Annotated in this window: 16 protein-coding genes; 3 read left to right on the forward strand and 13 right to left on the reverse strand. The window is 54.7% G+C overall.

The annotated features are described in order from the left end of the window. Window positions 1–11 precede the first annotated feature (11 nt). Window positions 12–1499 carry a hypothetical protein gene (locus OR573_00960; protein ID XGA80256.1) on the reverse strand — a complete coding sequence of 496 codons (1488 nt, stop codon included), beginning with the start codon at window positions 1497–1499 and terminating at the stop codon, window positions 12–14. 490 nt (window positions 1500–1989) lie between these two features. Here OR573_00960 and OR573_00965 point away from each other — a divergent pair, with 490 nt between their 5' ends. The 3 genes from OR573_00965 to OR573_00975 all read left to right on the forward strand — a co-directional run bounded on the left by OR573_00965 (window position 1990) and on the right by OR573_00975 (window position 4025). Further along, window positions 1990–2325: a hypothetical protein gene (locus tag OR573_00965; GenBank protein XGA80257.1), complete on the forward strand. Its 336-nt coding sequence runs from the start codon at window positions 1990–1992 to the stop codon at window positions 2323–2325. Window positions 2326–2583: 258 nt separating this feature from the next. Continuing rightward, window positions 2584–2985 carry a hypothetical protein gene (locus OR573_00970; protein ID XGA80258.1) on the forward strand — a complete coding sequence of 134 codons (402 nt, stop codon included), beginning with the start codon at window positions 2584–2586 and terminating at the stop codon, window positions 2983–2985. A 320-nt stretch (window positions 2986–3305) separates the two neighbouring features. Continuing rightward, a complete protein-coding gene (locus OR573_00975; GenBank protein XGA80259.1) occupies window positions 3306–4025 on the forward strand; it encodes a DUF4197 domain-containing protein in 720 nt (239 codons plus the stop codon). A 46-nt stretch (window positions 4026–4071) separates the two neighbouring features. Here OR573_00975 and OR573_00980 read toward each other — a convergent pair whose 3' ends face one another. The 12 genes from OR573_00980 to cydD form a co-directional block, all read right to left on the reverse strand. Further along, a complete protein-coding gene (locus OR573_00980) occupies window positions 4072–4641 on the reverse strand; it encodes an ankyrin repeat domain-containing protein (GenBank protein ID XGA80260.1) in 570 nt (189 codons plus the stop codon). A gap of 35 nt (window positions 4642–4676) precedes the next feature. After that, window positions 4677–5015, reverse strand: coding sequence for a hypothetical protein (locus OR573_00985; GenBank protein XGA80261.1), 339 nt, complete (start codon window positions 5013–5015; stop codon window positions 4677–4679). Between the two features lie 12 nt (window positions 5016–5027). Continuing rightward, on the reverse strand, window positions 5028–6413 hold the full coding sequence (locus tag OR573_00990) for an FAD/NAD(P)-binding oxidoreductase (GenBank protein ID XGA80262.1): 1386 nt from the start codon (window positions 6411–6413) through the stop codon (window positions 5028–5030). A 211-nt stretch (window positions 6414–6624) separates the two neighbouring features. After that, on the reverse strand, window positions 6625–7098 hold the full coding sequence (locus tag OR573_00995) for a hypothetical protein (protein XGA80263.1): 474 nt from the start codon (window positions 7096–7098) through the stop codon (window positions 6625–6627). A gap of 69 nt (window positions 7099–7167) precedes the next feature. Next, window positions 7168–7713 (reverse strand): rhodanese-like domain-containing protein, encoded by a 546-nt coding sequence (locus tag OR573_01000; protein XGA81640.1) that lies wholly within the window; start codon window positions 7711–7713, stop codon window positions 7168–7170. 217 nt (window positions 7714–7930) lie between these two features. Continuing rightward, window positions 7931–8674: a ZIP family metal transporter gene (locus tag OR573_01005; GenBank protein ID XGA80264.1), complete on the reverse strand. Its 744-nt coding sequence runs from the start codon at window positions 8672–8674 to the stop codon at window positions 7931–7933. A gap of 109 nt (window positions 8675–8783) precedes the next feature. Next, window positions 8784–9221 (reverse strand): TIGR01244 family sulfur transferase, encoded by a 438-nt coding sequence (locus OR573_01010; protein XGA80265.1) that lies wholly within the window; start codon window positions 9219–9221, stop codon window positions 8784–8786. A 74-nt stretch (window positions 9222–9295) separates the two neighbouring features. After that, a complete protein-coding gene (locus tag OR573_01015; GenBank protein ID XGA80266.1) occupies window positions 9296–10204 on the reverse strand; it encodes an MBL fold metallo-hydrolase in 909 nt (302 codons plus the stop codon). A 260-nt stretch (window positions 10205–10464) separates the two neighbouring features. After that, window positions 10465–11463, reverse strand: a complete 999-nt coding sequence (cydB, locus tag OR573_01020; protein ID XGA81641.1) for a cytochrome d ubiquinol oxidase subunit II — start codon at window positions 11461–11463, stop codon at window positions 10465–10467. Continuing rightward, window positions 11463–12884, reverse strand: a complete 1422-nt coding sequence (locus tag OR573_01025) for a cytochrome ubiquinol oxidase subunit I (GenBank protein XGA80267.1) — start codon at window positions 12882–12884, stop codon at window positions 11463–11465. Before OR573_01025 ends, cydB begins: the two co-directional genes overlap by 1 nt. A 170-nt stretch (window positions 12885–13054) precedes the next feature. Further along, window positions 13055–14764 carry a thiol reductant ABC exporter subunit CydC gene (cydC, locus tag OR573_01030; GenBank protein ID XGA80268.1) on the reverse strand — a complete coding sequence of 570 codons (1710 nt, stop codon included), beginning with the start codon at window positions 14762–14764 and terminating at the stop codon, window positions 13055–13057. Beyond that, complete coding sequence (gene cydD / locus OR573_01035; protein XGA80269.1) at window positions 14751–16448, reverse strand: thiol reductant ABC exporter subunit CydD; 1698 nt, start codon at window positions 16446–16448, stop codon at window positions 14751–14753. The genes cydC and cydD overlap by 14 nt, the downstream gene beginning before the upstream one ends. Window positions 16449–16508 lie beyond the last annotated feature (60 nt).

Genomic DNA, 16508 nt, shown 5'->3' on the forward strand with positions numbered 1-16508 from the left:
TTTAAGGGCGCTTACGTCAGGTTTTCAGGAAAGTATCCTGATGGTGTCGATAGGTTACGTCGTCGAGTGCGATCTATTGAGAGCGTATAACTAGGCTGCCCTAGAGTCGCCCACAAACTGCCGGGCGTTGCTGTGTCATAATCACTGTAGCCTAGCTGGGCCAGCCAGCGCTGAGTTTCTGTGGTTGGGTAGAGCGGATTGCTATCAAGGTTATCTTCTTCAAGGGTAAAACTGGTGTCTAAAAACCATTTATCACGTTCCGCCGCCAGGAAGATGCGACGCATGTCAACATCATTGGGCAAGTTGGCATGGCCCAGACTACGGTAGAAGGCGCCTACCTGTTGTGTTTCTGCTCCAACACGCCAGTGTAACGGCATATCTCCAGCTGCTGGCTCAGGTGCGAAAGTAACCAGCCCTGACCAAGCCGTATCCTTGGTAACAGCAAAACCGAAATTGCGTCCGTCAAAATCAAAGCTGCTGGTGGCGTGCTCCAGTCGCATGCGCAGTGTCTTATCGATGAAAAAGCCATCCATAACGGCATTCCAGGCGTGACCATCGTGCACCCTGGTAGACGAACTTGGCGGCCAGCTGCCAGCGCTACTGCCCTGAACTCTTCCATTGAGATAGGTCGTACTAAACTGGATCTGAGTATGTTCGCCAGGACTCCAGTAGGTTTGCCAGCGGCCGCCTGTAATGCGATTGTCAGCCTCCTCAAGACCGATGCCGTCGCGCCAACCCAACGCCCGGGTGCCGCGCATGCCGAAGAGCCTCAGGTCACTGTTGATAGAATCCAAACTTAGGTCTCCGGCCATGCCTCGCTGTTGATAGCCTTCCATAAGCAGACTACTAGTACCCATTTGCTGGTCGCCAGCAGTTACCCGAGTGGTGTCTGTTTCTGCTAGCAGAGTCAGGCGTGTCATATCCAGATGTTGGCCGGTAGCACTTTGGCTGGCGCGATGAGCATATTCCTGGTTTGTGTGGCCTTGAATTTTCAGGTCGTCTGTCACTAGCTCGCCATACCATTGGCTGGACCCTGTTGCATTGAAGTCATCACCAGTATTCATATTGTGTTCTAACAGACGTTGCTGAGCACTCAGTTCGGTATTGCCTTCCAAAGTCAGTTGTTTCACGTGTTGACTATAGCGAACCTCGAATGACCAGTCTCCTAACTCTGCGACGCTGCCATCCTGCCCGTAGTACATCAGGCGCAATTGATGCTGGCCTGGTTTCAGAGTGCGTACAGGCTTGTATGCCAACTCTTCTGGGCGCCATTCCACCATATCGCTGACATCAATATTATTGAGTTCCAGGTGCAATTGCGCTTGCTGATCAGGGGTTAATGGCGCAGAAAAGATCAAGGTCAGAGGGTCGCCCGATATTAGAAAATTGCCGGGTTTAGCACCACTGAATTCAGCGTGCCACCCGGGTGTTGGCGGTGATGCAACCGTTAACGCGGGTACCAGGCACACCAATAATACACCGCAAGCCAATCCTTTCACGTCTATCACTCCCTTGATGCCTTTTCATATAAGGTCTTGTACAGAATTTTTTTATAATAAGAGCTAGGTTATTGAATTTGTTGAGATATAGCCTAGCCCTAATGCGCTGTGCAGCTATGAGTCGTTGGCAGTGTTTGTGAGGTTCATTGTTTTCTACATTTTGTGCAATTTACGCACCTCTTTGCGCTGTGCACCTCACCAGATCAGTGTTTTTCACCAACCCCAGTGAACAGCATTAATAGAAGCTTATGTAATGGTAGTACCTCTAGTACGTTTTGCCAAAATGTACTGAATTTTCGGTTGCCGAGCCTGGGCGTGGCCGTAGATGCTTAAAAAATTAAAAAACACGTGAACCTTCTACAGATATATTGCGACTTAGTTAATGCGCTCTTTGATAATTAGGCACTGTGTATAGAAAATTTTCTATATCTTTTTCTTAAGTTGAGAGCTAATTAATGGTGTAATTTTTGATTTAAGATAGGAGAAAGTCATGAAAAACTTAATTATATGCACGTCTATACCAATTTTTATTTTGTATGGATCCAATTCGTTTGCTGCACAACCCTGTAGTGAGGGAGACAGAGAGCACTTTCAAAAGGTTTGTACAGATATTCGAGAAGAAGGTAACTTGAAGAGTTGCAAAATTAATAATGATGGAAATTACTCGATTCGATGCGAAGATACAGTAACTCCTTTTGTAGATAATGGTATGAGAAGCTTTAGAAGCATTGAGAGATTTAATTTGGGTGGTAGCGAAAACGTAGATGGCAATCTTTCTGGGAGCGGAAGTAAACAGGTTAAGCGAGTTGAAGAATTTTCCAGATAAGGCTAATAAGGTTATGCCCGTAGGAATTTTAGACTTGGGAGGATCCACACTCTATGCCGAAGAGCCAATAATATGAACCGCTGGATGACATTGTGCGACTTATTGCGTGCGCATACCGAAAAACTTAGTTATGGAATGATTGCTTAGAGCTTTCTAGATTTTAATAGTATGGCGCATTGGGAAATGCTGGTTTGACAAGTGTGATTTGTCAGCCTTTATGGAAAATTAATTGATATTGAAATGACCCGGAGATTAAAAATGAAAAAATTAACGACTTTTATCGCAGCTTCTTTGCTTGTTGCTATGGGTGCAACATCTGCTGTGCAAGCACAAGAAAGGACTGACTTGACGATGTCTGCTGCAGGAGCAGAGCAAAGATCTAAAGTTTCTTTTAGCGTCGACACTCGAGGCATTCAGCAGGAAGCACGAAAGCTTGAATCTTCATTGAAACGTAGCCCAGAGTTGCGAGAAAAATTGGCTATGGCAATGGCTGAAAAGAACACTCGCCAAGTTCAAGCTGTTTTAGCTGAAGCGGGTGTTTCTCGCGGCCTTTTAAATTCTGATAACATAGTTATGGCTGCAGATTTTACTCTGTGTATTGGAAAGTGGAATAATGGAGAGTGTAAAGGTGTTTTTATAACTACTGAAAGTTTGCAATAGTATATTTATATAAGCGCTAATAAAGCTAGTGTGTGGTTTTTTAATTTAACTTAAGCAGGCTCTTGAATATTCAGGGCCTGTTTTATATGTGTGCGTAATTTCGTTTTTGGTTAATTTTATTTATTAAATTATGCTGTTACCATCCACCGATGTAATAACTCTAAACCCGTGCAACCTGCAGGATTATATCATCGATATACAGCTTTTAAGGTGTAGTCTCCTTATTCTTGGGCTGGTTGCGTGGTTAGAAAAGTAGTGTCTTTATCAAGCAGCAATGCATTACCATGGTGTTTTTACACTGGCTAATACAGGAAGGCAGAATGAAAAAATGGTTAGCACTGGCGGGCGTGATGGTGATTACCAGCGGTTGTCAGAATATGGATGCGACGGCGCCCTTGATGGATGCCGGATCACAAATGGGCGGTACTTCAAGCCAGCGTGAGACGTCTCCTCTGGCCAGTGGTATCAAGCAGGCGCTGGCGCTGAGTTCAGAGCGGGCCAGCGCCAATCTTTCCAAGCCTGGGGCCTTCGATATACCCCTGCCGGGTGCTGGCCAGCAGATTGCCGATACCTTGCGTCAATTTGGTATGGGGCAGTATGTTGACCCTGTGCAGGATGCCATGAACCGCGGAGCCGAGCAGGCCGTGGCGGAAGCCGCACCGGTGTTCAAAAATGCGGTGCGTGAAATGAGTGTGGATGATGCCATGGGCATTATTCGCGGTGGCGATACCGCGGCTACCCAGTATTTCCGTACCAATACTGAAAACGCTCTGCGTTCACGCTTCGCGCCTATTGTGCAAAGTAATCTTGAGCAGACGGGTTTTTATGATCAGTACCAGTCCATGTTGCAGGTCTACGACCAGCTACCCATGACCAATCTGCCGGAGATGGATCTGGAGAGCTATGTCGTTGATAACAGTATGGAAGCTTTGTTTAGTGAGATTGGCAGACAGGAAAGCCTGATTCGTCAGGACCCAGCAGGGCAGGGAAGTGCTCTGATCGGTCAGGCGTTCGGGTTGCTGGGTAGTCAGTCCGAATAGATCGCATAGAGGTAAGCTATTTCGCTGAAGGTTGTCGGGGCTTTGTTCAAGCCTCGCCAGCCAGCAGCTTCACCATGGCGTCATGGCCATCCTGGTCGGCCAGCAAAGGGTTGGCACCGTGCTCAAGCAAGGCATTGGCCAGGTCAAGGTTGTTTTGCTTGGCGGCCCATATCAGCGCTGTCCAGCCCAGATCGTCCTGATGATTGGGGTTGGCACCTTCTTTCAACAGGAAGCTGGCGATGGCTGGCTGCTCGCTGACAACTGCAATCATCAAAGGCGTATGTTGGCTGTCATCCTGATGCTCCAGGCTGGCGCCTGCTTGATAAAGTGCTTTTACCATGGCCATATTGCCCAGCGAGGCGGCTTTCGTCAGCGGGGAAAACCCACAGTTATCGGCCACATCAAGAGCGGCGCCGCGTTTTATCAAACCGTCTACGTCATCCTGCTGCTGGTTTTCCACGGCTAGAAAAAGCGCCGTGCGGCCGTAGTGGTCGCGCTGGTTGATATCGTGGGTGGCCAGTTGATAAAGGCCTATAAGCATGGCGCCAACCAGTAAGGTTGACGCCATACCGCTGAGCATGGGGAAGCGCATGAATAGCGCCTTGAATGCAGACAAGACTTTCTCCGCCGCTGAAGGGGATGACAGGCTGCTTATGCGTCCTGACCTCTGACCAGATAGCTCAACGGATGAAGTAGCAGGAATGCCACAACAAAAGCGCCAATAATGCTGCCAATGGCGGCTATCCAATCAAACACAGTGCTGATGTAGGTGAACTCTGAGTTGGTTAACCAGGGCACCCAGAAAAAGGCCGAAAGACCAATCAGGGCAGCTACGCCGGTCGCCAGCAGGCAACGGTACTGGGTGATCTGATAGCCGCGCATATAGGCAAGCAGATGAACAGCCAATAGAATCACCACGCCCGCTACAATCAGCCAGGCGAAGGGCTCAAGGGCATACATCAGGACGGTAAGAATACTCGATATTGACATTATGGCCTCCTGTTATGCCTGGCCTTCAAGCACGGCGTAGTAAGCGGGTTGCAGCATGTAGTCTTTCATTACCCAGACGGCCCAGGATTCTTCCTTGGGGTCGATAAAGGGGAAAGACGGCATAAAGGCAAAGTTGTCGTCGTAGCCAAATTCCACCAGCATGGCCTTGCCGATACCGGTGATCATCGGGCAGGAAGTGTAGCCATCGTGGCGCGCCGTCAGGCTTTTGCCCTGAATGGCTGCGAGCAGGTTGGCTTCCACTACTGGGGCTTGAGCCTTGACGCTGGCGGCGGTCTTGTTGATCGGTGCACCGATAACATCACCAATGCCAAAAACTTCCGGATAACGCTTGTGCTGCAGGGTGTGGATATCCACATCCAGCCATTCCCCCAGATGCGGACCATCCTTGGCAACCAGGTCGCTTTGCTTGACGAAGTCAGGCGCGCTCATGGGGGGCACAACGTGGATAAAGTCGTAATCAGCAATAATAGTGGGCTTGCCTTGCGCATTAGCTGTGCCTGAACGCAGGTCGTCGGGTACAACCAGGCTGCCTGGCTCGCCTTCAAAGGTAAACTCTGCCTGTTTGGCCTGTGGGTCAATGGCCGAAAGGCGGTAATGATGGCGGCGGTTGACGCCCTGCTCATCAAAGCGCTGCTTGACGAAGTCGTTGACCCATGGCTGTGAGAAAAGGCCTCCTGTCGCTGACATGAAGTCGACATCAAACGCATCCCGACGACCACTTTCTTCTAGATGAGTCAGCGTGGTGAAGGTCATTTTCAGCGGCGCGCCCGCGCATTTCACCGCAGTCGGAGCGGCGGTAAAAATGCCCTTGCCTTCACCGCTGTCGATCCAGCCTTTAATGGCCTGGCGGGTGCGGGCAGCTCCTTCGATACTGGCATAGACGCTGCCGATACCGTGCTGGCCTACCAGGTCGGGCGACATGCCGTCTATCAGGTTGTAGTTAAGCTGCAGGCCGGTCGCGACCACCAGATAGTCATATTCCAGGCTTTCACCATTGGCCAGATCAACGCGACGGTTTTCTGCATCAATACCGGCGGCATACTGGCGTACCCAGTTGATACCCTGTGGTACGAAGTCTGAATTGGGGCGCATGGTTTTCTCTGGATGCCATACGCCGGAGGCGACAAGCGTCCAGCCGGGCTGGTAGTGATGGGTATCGCGCGGCTCAATCAGGGTAATGGTGCCACCACGCAGGCGGGTAGCAAGGCGGTTGGCCATGGCCATGCCTGACGCACCACCACCGACCACCACGATTCTTGCCTGAGTATCGATGGTATTGGCCTGCAGTGCGCTGGTGTAGAGCAAACCGCTGGCGCTAAGACCAGCCCCGGCCTTGAGCAGCTGGCGACGACTGAGAGTGAAAGGGGATTTTTTCATAACGAGCTCCGAGATGTGTGCCTCGATGAAATTTAGTTATATTGTTATAATCAATATAGTCTTCATCCTGTCAGATTGTCATCGTCATTTAGTCCAATGGGTTGCGATTCGGCACTCAACAGGCGCTGACTGCTTGGGGTAAATGCCCGGCGTAAGTGCCGGGCAATCATTAAGCATGCTTGGTGCTATTTTCGATATTCGAAAGTGGCAATCAGAATTCGAAAACCGGAATGGCAGGGTCGCGCATCATTTCGGCCATTGGGCCAGGCGCGGCAACGCCAACCCCTTCAAGCAGATCATCTTCGGCATAATCGGTATTGGGCAGATAGATGGCGCAGACATCCACTGAAACGCCTTCGCCCATCATCATTTTAAGCAGGCCTTCCGGGGCGAGCTTTTCCATGGGGTTGCCGGGCGGTGTGTTGATGGGCGCTTCGCTGGCGTAACCATCAACGGCCAGATCACCGGCCGCATCGCAAAGCAGGATGTGCAGGTCAGTGCCCTGCTGGCGCATGGCGTTACCCAGAATCATAGCCATGCTCTGGGTTTCAATCGCATCACTGGTGACGATCATCAAAGCCTGATCATTTGTCTCAGCGTGGTCACCATGGTTTTCGGCCAGGGCGTGAGTAGAAAGGGCAGCGGTGGCTGCCAGTGTGGCGGTTGCAATCAGTGTCAGGCGCATAATTTCTCCAATAGCTTAAGTAGTGGTTAACAAACAATCCAACTAACAGGGTGTAGCAGATTAAAGCGGTTATTCGTCTGCGTGCCAGGCAACGTCAGGATCGACTGAATAGCTCCAGGGTAGGCCAGAGTTGCGCCAACCATTACGGGCACGTACACCCGCGGAGTCGCCTTCGGCCAGCTTGCCGCCTTCAAAGCCATCGCTGACGGAATAAACCTGTGAAAAGCCCATCTCGGTAATCACATCAGCGGCGGGTGCACTACGTGTAGCACCCGAGCGGCACATGACAATAATGGGCGTGTCTTCCTGAGCGTCATGTTCTTCAAGCGCGCTGCGTATCTGGGCTTCGAAATCGGTATTACGGCTGATGGGCCAGGTCTGAGCGTCAGCATCAAATTGGGTGCGGTCAGCCAGTACCCAGGGCACATGGATATCCGTTGGCTCGGCAAAGCCGGTGAACTTGATCTCAATCGGGTCGCGCACATCAATCAAGAGTGCGCCGTCGTCCTGCTGAATCATGTCGTAGGCTTCTGCGGCGGTGACATAGAGACCCAACTGGGTTTCACGGTAGGCGGAAGCGTTTTCTTCTGCTTGAGCAGTGGTGCTCACTGCCATGGCGAAGACCAGCGCCAGTGGAATGGCATAGCGGAAAATGGAATTTGTCGTTGCTTGATGGCTATTTTTCATAGCTAATCCTTATAAGTAAATAACTATAACTTCAGGATAGCTGAGAATGACGTCTAACAAATGTGGTTTTTTGCCGCATGGACAAACGTCTTACAGCTTGTCTGTGGGTCGTGAATGAAACGTCAACAGACCCTAATGGAAGTCTTTAATGAATAGCATGCTGAAACGCATACATGGCAAAAAACGCCAGCACGACGGTGGTCGCGACTGAGCTGGAAGACGCGTTTTCGAGAGCATCAGGGAGGATCTCCGAGAACACCATCCACATCATGGCGCCTGCTGCAATACCTAGCCCTATGGGCAAGAAGGGGGCAAACCAGGTGACGAACAGAAAAGCCGGAATGGCCATCAAGGGTTGCGGCAAGCTGGTGAAGATACTCCAGCCGGCGGCTCTCAGTACAGACATGCCACGGGGGATCAGAATCAGGCTGATCGCCAGCCCTTCAGGAATATTGTGAATGGCAATGGCGGCGCTGATAAACATGCCCAAGGATTCACCGCCGCCGTAAGAAACGCCGACGCCAACCCCTTCAGCAAAGGAGTGCATGGTCATGATGCCCAGAATCAGCAAGGCTTTGCGCGCATTGGCACCGCTGAGTTCACTCACACTGGGCGAACCACGCCGCTGAATACTCCAATCCGAAACGATCACCAGTGCAAGGCCTATCGCCATGCCGACAAGGGTTAACCAGGGGCCATCGCGGCTGCCTTCGCTGACCAGGCTGTGGCTGGCAGCCAGCATCAGGCCGGCAGCTAGGGCATTGAACAGGCTCAGCCAGCGGGCACTGAAGGTTTTTACAAACAGAAAGGGCAATGCCCCAAGGCCGGTCGCCAAAGCGGTAATCAAGGCGGCAATAAACACAACCCATAAGGTGACATCGACTGACATAAAAGCCCTCCTGTTGGCTTAGTGGCTGCTGACCTCCCAGTGCAGCGTCCAGCGCTGATGGCCGAGTCTACACCGCGCAATCACGAGTGATAGTCAACCGCCTGTGGTTTCAGTGCTGATTGGCGGCCGCCTGTTCGAGTAAAGCGCGCCGCTCTTCGAGGTCGTGCCCGGCTTCACGCGCTGCGGCCAGCAAGGCTGGAATATCACAGCTGGCGGCTTGGCTTTTCGAATGTGCCCAAAGATGAACGGCACGCTTGCCACTCCGGCAGAAGGCCAGAATGGGCGTTGGCAGGTCATCAAGCGCCTTGCCGAAAGCAGCGATATCAGCGTCGCTGTAGTCACCCGGCGTCACCGGGATGCAACGCCATTCAATGCCCAGCGCCTTGGCCCTGGCGCTCAGGGCAGCATCATCCGGATGATCGTCAGCTTCACCGGGGCGGCGATTGCAGATCACTGATTTGAAGCCGCGTTTGGCCACTTCATCCAGGTCACTGGGGGTTATGGCTTCGCTGATAGCAAAGCCGGGTTCGAGTTCGTGAATATTCAAGAGCATCTCCTTAGCATCAAACGCCATCGCGGTTTCTGCGATGGCGTTATTGAGTATAGCGCAGCGCTGCTGCGTTATTCCCAGGCGGCGCCTTCCAGGGCGTCGAGAGGAATTTTCAGGTAGCGCTTACCGTTGGCTTCCGGTTCGGGTAGGCGCCCACCCCGGGTGTTGACCTGCAGGGCATGCAGAATCAGCTTGGGCATCGGCAGTTCGCTGTCGCGCTGGTTGCGCAGGTCAATAAAGCCTTCTTCACTGACATTGACCAGGTGAGGATTGACCGCCTTCTGCTCTTTTACCGTGCTTTCCCACTGGGGCTCGCGGCCATCAGGCATGTAATCATGGCCGGTAAACAGGCGGGTGTCGTCCGGCAGAGCGAGAATCGCCTGAATGGAATCCCATAGCGTCTTGGCGCTGCCGCCGGGGAAGTCTGCCCGGGCGGTGCCAAAATCCGGCTGGAAAATCGTGTCATGGATAAAGGCCGCATCGCCAATCACGTAGGTGATTGAAGCCAGCGTATGACCAGGAGAGAACATGACGCGCGCATCCATGTCACCCAGTTTGAAGGTATCGCCTTCGCTGAACAGGTGGTCCCACTGGCGGCCATCGGCTGGGAAGTCCGGCCAGTGATAGATACCTTTCCAGAGCTCCTGAACATCTTTGACATAGCTGCCGATGGCCGTGGGTGCTCCGGTTTTTTCCTTCAGATAATGGGCAGCGGAAAAATGATCGGCGTGAGGGTGGGTATCAAGAATCCACTCGACTTCAAACCCCTGTTCTGCCACATACGCCAGCAATTCGTCAGCGTGATGGGTCGCGGTAGCGCCTGATTTTTCATCGTAATCAAGCACCGGGTCAATGATCGCGCATTTTTTCGTTGCCGGGTCGCTGACGATGTACTGGACGCTGAAGGTGCGTGGCTCAAAAAAGCCTGCAACATCCGGAGTATGGGCGCCGGTGCTTTGAGAGAGAGAAAACCTTTGCATGTCGGCCTCCTAAGCTATTTTCTGAAAAGCTTTTAATATCCAAAAGTAATTAATATATTCTTTTATGTCTTTAAGTATATGCTATCGACAAGGGGCAGTTACAAGGCCTTTTAACGATTTTTATGTGAATTTTCAGGTTCAGTGGCTTTAAGCTGCCTTAATATGTTGCGCCAGTAAGCTACCAGATGCATAAAAAAAGGCGCCACTAGGGGCGCCTGAAGTCCGGCCACTTGGCCAGAGGAGAAAATATCTATTGCGTATTAATGGTAGCCTTCGCCCACCTTAACCTTGCCGCGGAAGACCCAGTAGGACCAGGCGGTATAAGCCAGCACAATGGGGATGACAAACAGCACGCCAATCAACAGGAACAGCTGTGATTCCGGCGCTGATGAGGCGTCCCAGATGGTGTAGTTGGGCGGTACAATCACCGGCCACTTACTGGCAATCAGGCCCAGGTAAGTGAAGATGAACAGGCCCAGCGCCATGACAAAGGGCAAGCCTTCTTTCTGGCGTTTAACTGCGCGATACAGCACTGCCGCACACACCAGGGCAAGAATCGGGAATATCCAGATCAGATGTAACTGGCTGAGCCAACGCTCACGCACTTCAAGGCTGACCAAGGGCGTCCAAATGCTGACAATGGCGAAGACTGCCAGAACCGCAAGCAGCAGCTTGGGAGCAATCCGGTAGGCCCACTGCTGAACGTGTCCTTCAGATTTCAGGATCAGCCAGGTGGCACCTAGCAGCGAATAACCTGCCATCATGCCGAGGCCAGTCAGTACGGTAAAGGGCGTTAGCCAGTCCAGCGCGCCGCCGACGTAGACAAAGTCCTCGACTGCGAAGCCCTGGATATAGGCACCCACCACTGCCCCTTGAGCAAAAGTGGCGACGGCAGAACCCCAGCAGAACGCACGATTCCACCAGTGGCGGTTTTTCTTCGATTTAAAGCGGAACTCAAAGGAAATACCGCGAAAGATAAGCCCCGCCAGCATCAGGAAAACCCCGATATAAAGCGCTGGCAAGAATACCGAGTAGACCAGCGGGAAGGCGCCGAGCAGCCCGGCGCCCCCCAGTACCAGCCAGGTTTCATTGCCATCCCAGACGGGAGCAACCGAGTTCATCATCACATCACGGGCTTCTTCGTCTGGGGCAAAGGGATAGAGAATCCCCAGCCCCAGATCAAAGCCATCCATGATGACATACATGATAATGCCGAAGCCGATGATGCCGGCCCAGATAATAGCCAGGTCAAAGGTAATCATGCGTTTGCTCCTTCAATGCGATTGTCCGTGTCGTCATCAAAAGGCGTGTGGGCGGCTGAGAACGGGCGCTTGGCGCGCTCGATTTCACCCTGCACCTCTTGCGGCTCATCCAGCATTCCCTGGCGTACAACCCGGGACAGGTAGTAGACACCGACCAGGAAGACCACGCTGTAGACACCGATATAGCCGATCAGGGTGAACAGTGCCATGCCGCCGGTCAGCGAGGGCGTTAACCCTTGGGCATGGGACATCACGCCATACACCAGCCAGGGCGCGCGGCCTGCTTCGGTCACGATCCAGCCTGCCAGCACGGCCACAAAGGGTGAGGCAATCATGCCGACCAGCACCTTATGGTAGAGCGGGCTTTCAAAGACGCGGCCTTTGCGACGCAGGAAGAGCCCCGCCAGAGCTACCCCTATCATCAGAAAGCCCAGACCCACCATGATACGGAACGACCAGAACACAATCGCCACCGGGGGTTGCTCGTCTACCGGCACGGCACTAATGCCAGGCACTTCACCCTCAGCGCTGTGAGTCAGAACGATGCTTGCCAGATTGGGGATGCCGATCTCGAACAGGTTGCTCTGGGAATCCTTGTCAGGAATGGCAAACAGCAACAGCGGTACATTACTGCTGGTTTCCCAGTTACCTTCCATGGCCGCGACCTTGGTTGGCTGGTGTTCCAGGGTGTTAAGGCCATGGAAATCGCCAACCACTGCCTGGGCAGGCGTCAGGATCAGCAGCAGCCACAGGCACATGGACAGCGCTTTCTTGTTGGCTTCCACATCGCGCTTGCGCAATAGGAACCAGGCGCTGACACCTGCCACCACAAAACCACCGGTCAGGAAGGAGGCCAGTCCCATGTGAGTGAAGCGGTACCAGAACGACGGGTTGAAGATTGCTTCTGTCCAGGAAACGATATGGAAACGCCCGTCGATCATTTCAAAGCCTGCGGGTGTCTGCATCCAGCTGTTGGCAGACAGAATCCAGAACGATGAAATAAAGGTACCAATGGCCACCATGATGGCCGCAAACAGGTGGACACCTTCCGGCACCTTGTTACGTCCAAACAGCAGCACCCCGAGGAAGGCGGCTTCCAGGAAGAAGGCCGTCACCACTTCATAGCTGAGTACTGGCCCCAGGAAGTTGGCGGTGGCATACGAGAAGTTGCTCCAGTTCGTACCAAACTGGAACGACATCACGATGCCCGATACCACCCCCATGCCGAAGACCACGGCAAACACCTTGGTCCAGAACAGCGCCAGGCGATCCCAGGCGGGGTTTTCTGTCTTGTAGAACAGGCCGTGAAGCACGGCAATATAGGATGCCAGGCCGATGGTGAACACCGGAAAAATAGCGTGGAAAGACACCACAAAGGCGAACTGCAGCCTGGATAACAATAGCGGATCTAGGTCCATGTTGACCTCCAGCTTGTTTCAGGGAAAATCGATGCAATTATTCTTTTTAAGAATAAGTTTATTGCATAATGCTCATCTTAAAGTAAACCAAGCCCCCTATCAGCTTTTAAAGCGCGTTTTGGCACGGCGTATTGTCGCAGTACGCCTTTGCGCGTGTGGCGCTGGATCCGTCAGCGCGTTGCAAGTGCCCGCTGTCGGCTAACACCGGGTAAATCGCTCTCACTCTGTTGAGACGGAGAGTGCCGACGCTGATGCACCAGATAAACCACACTGCGTTGTTGCAGCCAGATGTCCAGCCTGGCGGCCAGCCGCTGTGCCGTTGCGCTATCGACGCCGGCAAATGGCTCATCCAGCAGCACCAGATCCGGGTCGCGCAGGTAAAGGCGTGCCAGTGCCACTCGGCGCGCCTGGCCGCCGGAAAGCTGACGCCCCCCTTCGCCAACCCGAGTGCGCAACCCCTTGGGCAGGCTTTTTGCCCAGTCGGCAAGGTCGACGTTTTCCAGTGCCTGCCAGAGCAAGTCATCATCTGCTTCAGGGTAGGCCACGCGCAGGTTGGCAGCCAGACTGTCGTCAAACAGTTCACTGTGCTGGGTGAGTACGGCGACCCGCTGGCGCAGCTCATGTTCAGGCCAGTCGGCAAGGTTGATGCCGCCCAGCATGATGTGCCCCTGAGAGGGCGCCAGCTGGCGGCTGATCAGCGCCGCCAGGGTGGATTTGCCTGACCCCGAGTTGCCGGTAATCGCCAGGCGCTCACCGGGTGCCAGAGTGAATGACAATGTATCAAGCGCGGGCTGCAAGGCGCCTGGATAGACGACGCTGACCGCGTCGAGCGAAAGCGTTTTAGCGTCCTGCGGTGGCGCCGTGGTGCCTGCTGAATACGTCACCCGCTTGGCGTCTAGCTGATTCAGCCGAGCCGCTGCCCCCTTGGTTGCTCCCAGCCAGGTGAAGGCCGCCGGCAGCGCACCGAGGGCTTCATTCATGGCCAGCACTGCCATGGGCAGCATGACCATGACCGCCCCGCTGATACTGCCTGCCTGCCAGGCCAGGGCCGCGAGCCACAGGGTCATCAGGGTTGCGGCGCTGACCAGCCAGGCCTGCAGGGCATTGCCCATAGCGGCGAAGCGGCCGAGCTGGCGCTGATCCTGCTGCAGCTGCTGTTCGATAGCGTCCAGTTTGCGGCGATGATCATCAAGACCTGAGTAGGCCTCCAGTTCTGCCAGCCCCTGGAGCTGCTCGATAATACGACTGCGCAGCGCTTCCAGCTGGTGAACATGACGCTCGCTGGCGGCCATACCCAGCCGTGCCTGGCCAAGCGTTAGCCACAGCCAGCCGAGTAACAGCACAACGCCAAGCAGCAGCCCTGCCTGCGGGACGAAAATCGCCACGCCACCGCTGAGCAGTAGGATCGCCAGCAGAGCGACCGCCGGCGGCGCCATCAGGCGCAGATAAAGGCTGTCCAGGGTATCAATGTCAGCGGTCAGGCGGTTGAGCCAGTCACTGGCGCGACGCTTGGCCAGACTGTGGCCATCCAGTTGCGACAGGACACCGAACATCTGGGTACGTAAGTCGGCCAGCAGACGCAGCACCGTATCGTGGTTGTAGATGCGTTCGATATAGCGGGTAACGGTTCGGCTGACAGCGAAAAAACGAATCGCGCCGCCCGGCACATAGACCTCCAAGCTGGCGGCGATACCGGCAGCAAGCAGCAAGCCGGTAATCCCGGTGGCGGTTATAAACCAGCCTGACACCGCCAGCAGGCCAAGCGCCGAGAGCAGCGTCAGCAGCATGATCAGGGCGCCCAGCCATAAGCGCTTGCGCCGTCTGTTCAGCGCGGCCAGCCAGGGGCGCAGGGTGACAATCAAGCTATCATGTGTCGTCATGGTGAGCCTCCGCTGCGCTGTCACGCTCGCTGAACTGGCCCTGTTCGATATGCCAGTGGCGATCCGCCAGGGCCATCAAGGCCGGGTGGTGGGTGGCAATTACCAGGCTGCGACCTTCCTGCTGAAGCGCTTTTAGTGCGCTCATGACGGCTTGTTCGGTGGTTTCATCCAGGCTGGCGGTGGGCTCATCGAGCAGCACCAGCGGTGCCTGGGAAAGGAAAATGCGCGCCAGGGCCAGGCGCTGGGCCTGACCGCCGGAAAGCCCGACGCCTCGCTCGCTGATAGCTGTGTTGATGCCGTCGGGTAACTGGCGTACCAGGGCTCCCAGATGAGCTTTTTCCAGCGCTTCAAGCAGATGGGCATCGCTGGCATCTGGCGCGGCAAGGCGCAGGTTATCCGCCAGGGTGCCCTGAATCAGCAGCGGGCGCTGATCCATCCAGGCAAAACGCAGGTTGGCGGCACAGTGGCGCTGGCCTTCCCCTGCGTCAATAAAGCCAGCCAGCAGTTGCAGTAAGGTTGATTTGCCGCTGCCCGACGGGCCTGTCAGTACAACGGTTTCCCCAGCCTGGAGTTGTAGTGTCAGCGGCCCAAGTACGCGCCCGCGCCCAGGGTGGGTCACCGTAGCGTTTTCCAGGCTCAGCAAACCCTCAGAGGGTAATACGGCAGGGGTTGCCTGCTCTCCGCCCTGACGGTTGGGCGGCGGTGTCTCATCCAGCAGCTTGACCAGGCTATCGGCAGCGCCCAGTGCCGCAGCACGATCATGATAGTGCTGCGCCAGGCTGCGCAACGGCTGGAAGAACTCAGGGGCCAGCAACAGAATCAGCAAGCCGCTGAACAGGGTGAGCTGATCGGAAGGGCCGTAGTCAATATAGCCCAGCAGCCCGAAGCCGATGTAGATAGCCACCACGGCAATCGCGACTGAGGCGAAAAATTCCAGTACGGCCGAGGACAGAAACGCCAGGCGCAGGGTGCGCATGCTGCGAATACGGTAGCCATCGGAGGCCAGGTGGACGCTTTCCCGGGCGCTGGCGGTCTGGCCAAACAGCTGCAGTGTGGTCAGGCTGCGCACCCGATCGATAAAGTGCCCGGAAAGGCGCGCCACGGCGGCAAACTGGTCACGGTTTAGGCGCTCGGCCCCCATGCCGACCAGCGACATGAACAGCGGAATCATCGGCGCGGACAGAAACAGAAACAGCGCTGCCAGCCAATCAAGGCTCAAGGTTATGATCAGCACGCCCAGGGGCAGTAAGACCGAGAGCCACATCTGCACCCGAAAGCGCGCAAAATAACCGTCTAGGGCTTCCACCTGCTCAACCAGCTGATGCGCCAATGAGGCTGAATGGTAGCTGGCCAGGCGCACAGGCCCAAGCGCCGCCAGGTGAGACAGCAGCTCACCGCGCAGGCGCTGGCGAATGGCCAGCGACGCCTGCTGGCTAGCGCTTTCCTGAGCGTAGGTGAGCAGGCCGCGTAGCGGCAGAATCAGCAGCCACAGCACAAACAGCGCCGTCAGGCTTTCCAGTGATTGTGAATTCACTACCAGGACACTGACCAACCAGGCGAACAGCAGCATCTGCCCCCAGGTCAGTGCGCCTGCCAGGGTGCCGCACACAACCGCTATCGCCAAGCGCCGCCGCTCAGTCGCTGCCAGCCGGGTCAATAATTGTTGTGCGCCAGGCGCCGCCATAACCATTCCTTAATTGCGTGTACAGATTGTGTACTGGAATTAGAGACTACGACGAAAGAT

The organism is Halomonas sp. CH40 (assembly GCA_041875495.1).
Lineage (GTDB): Bacteria > Pseudomonadota > Gammaproteobacteria > Pseudomonadales > Halomonadaceae > Vreelandella.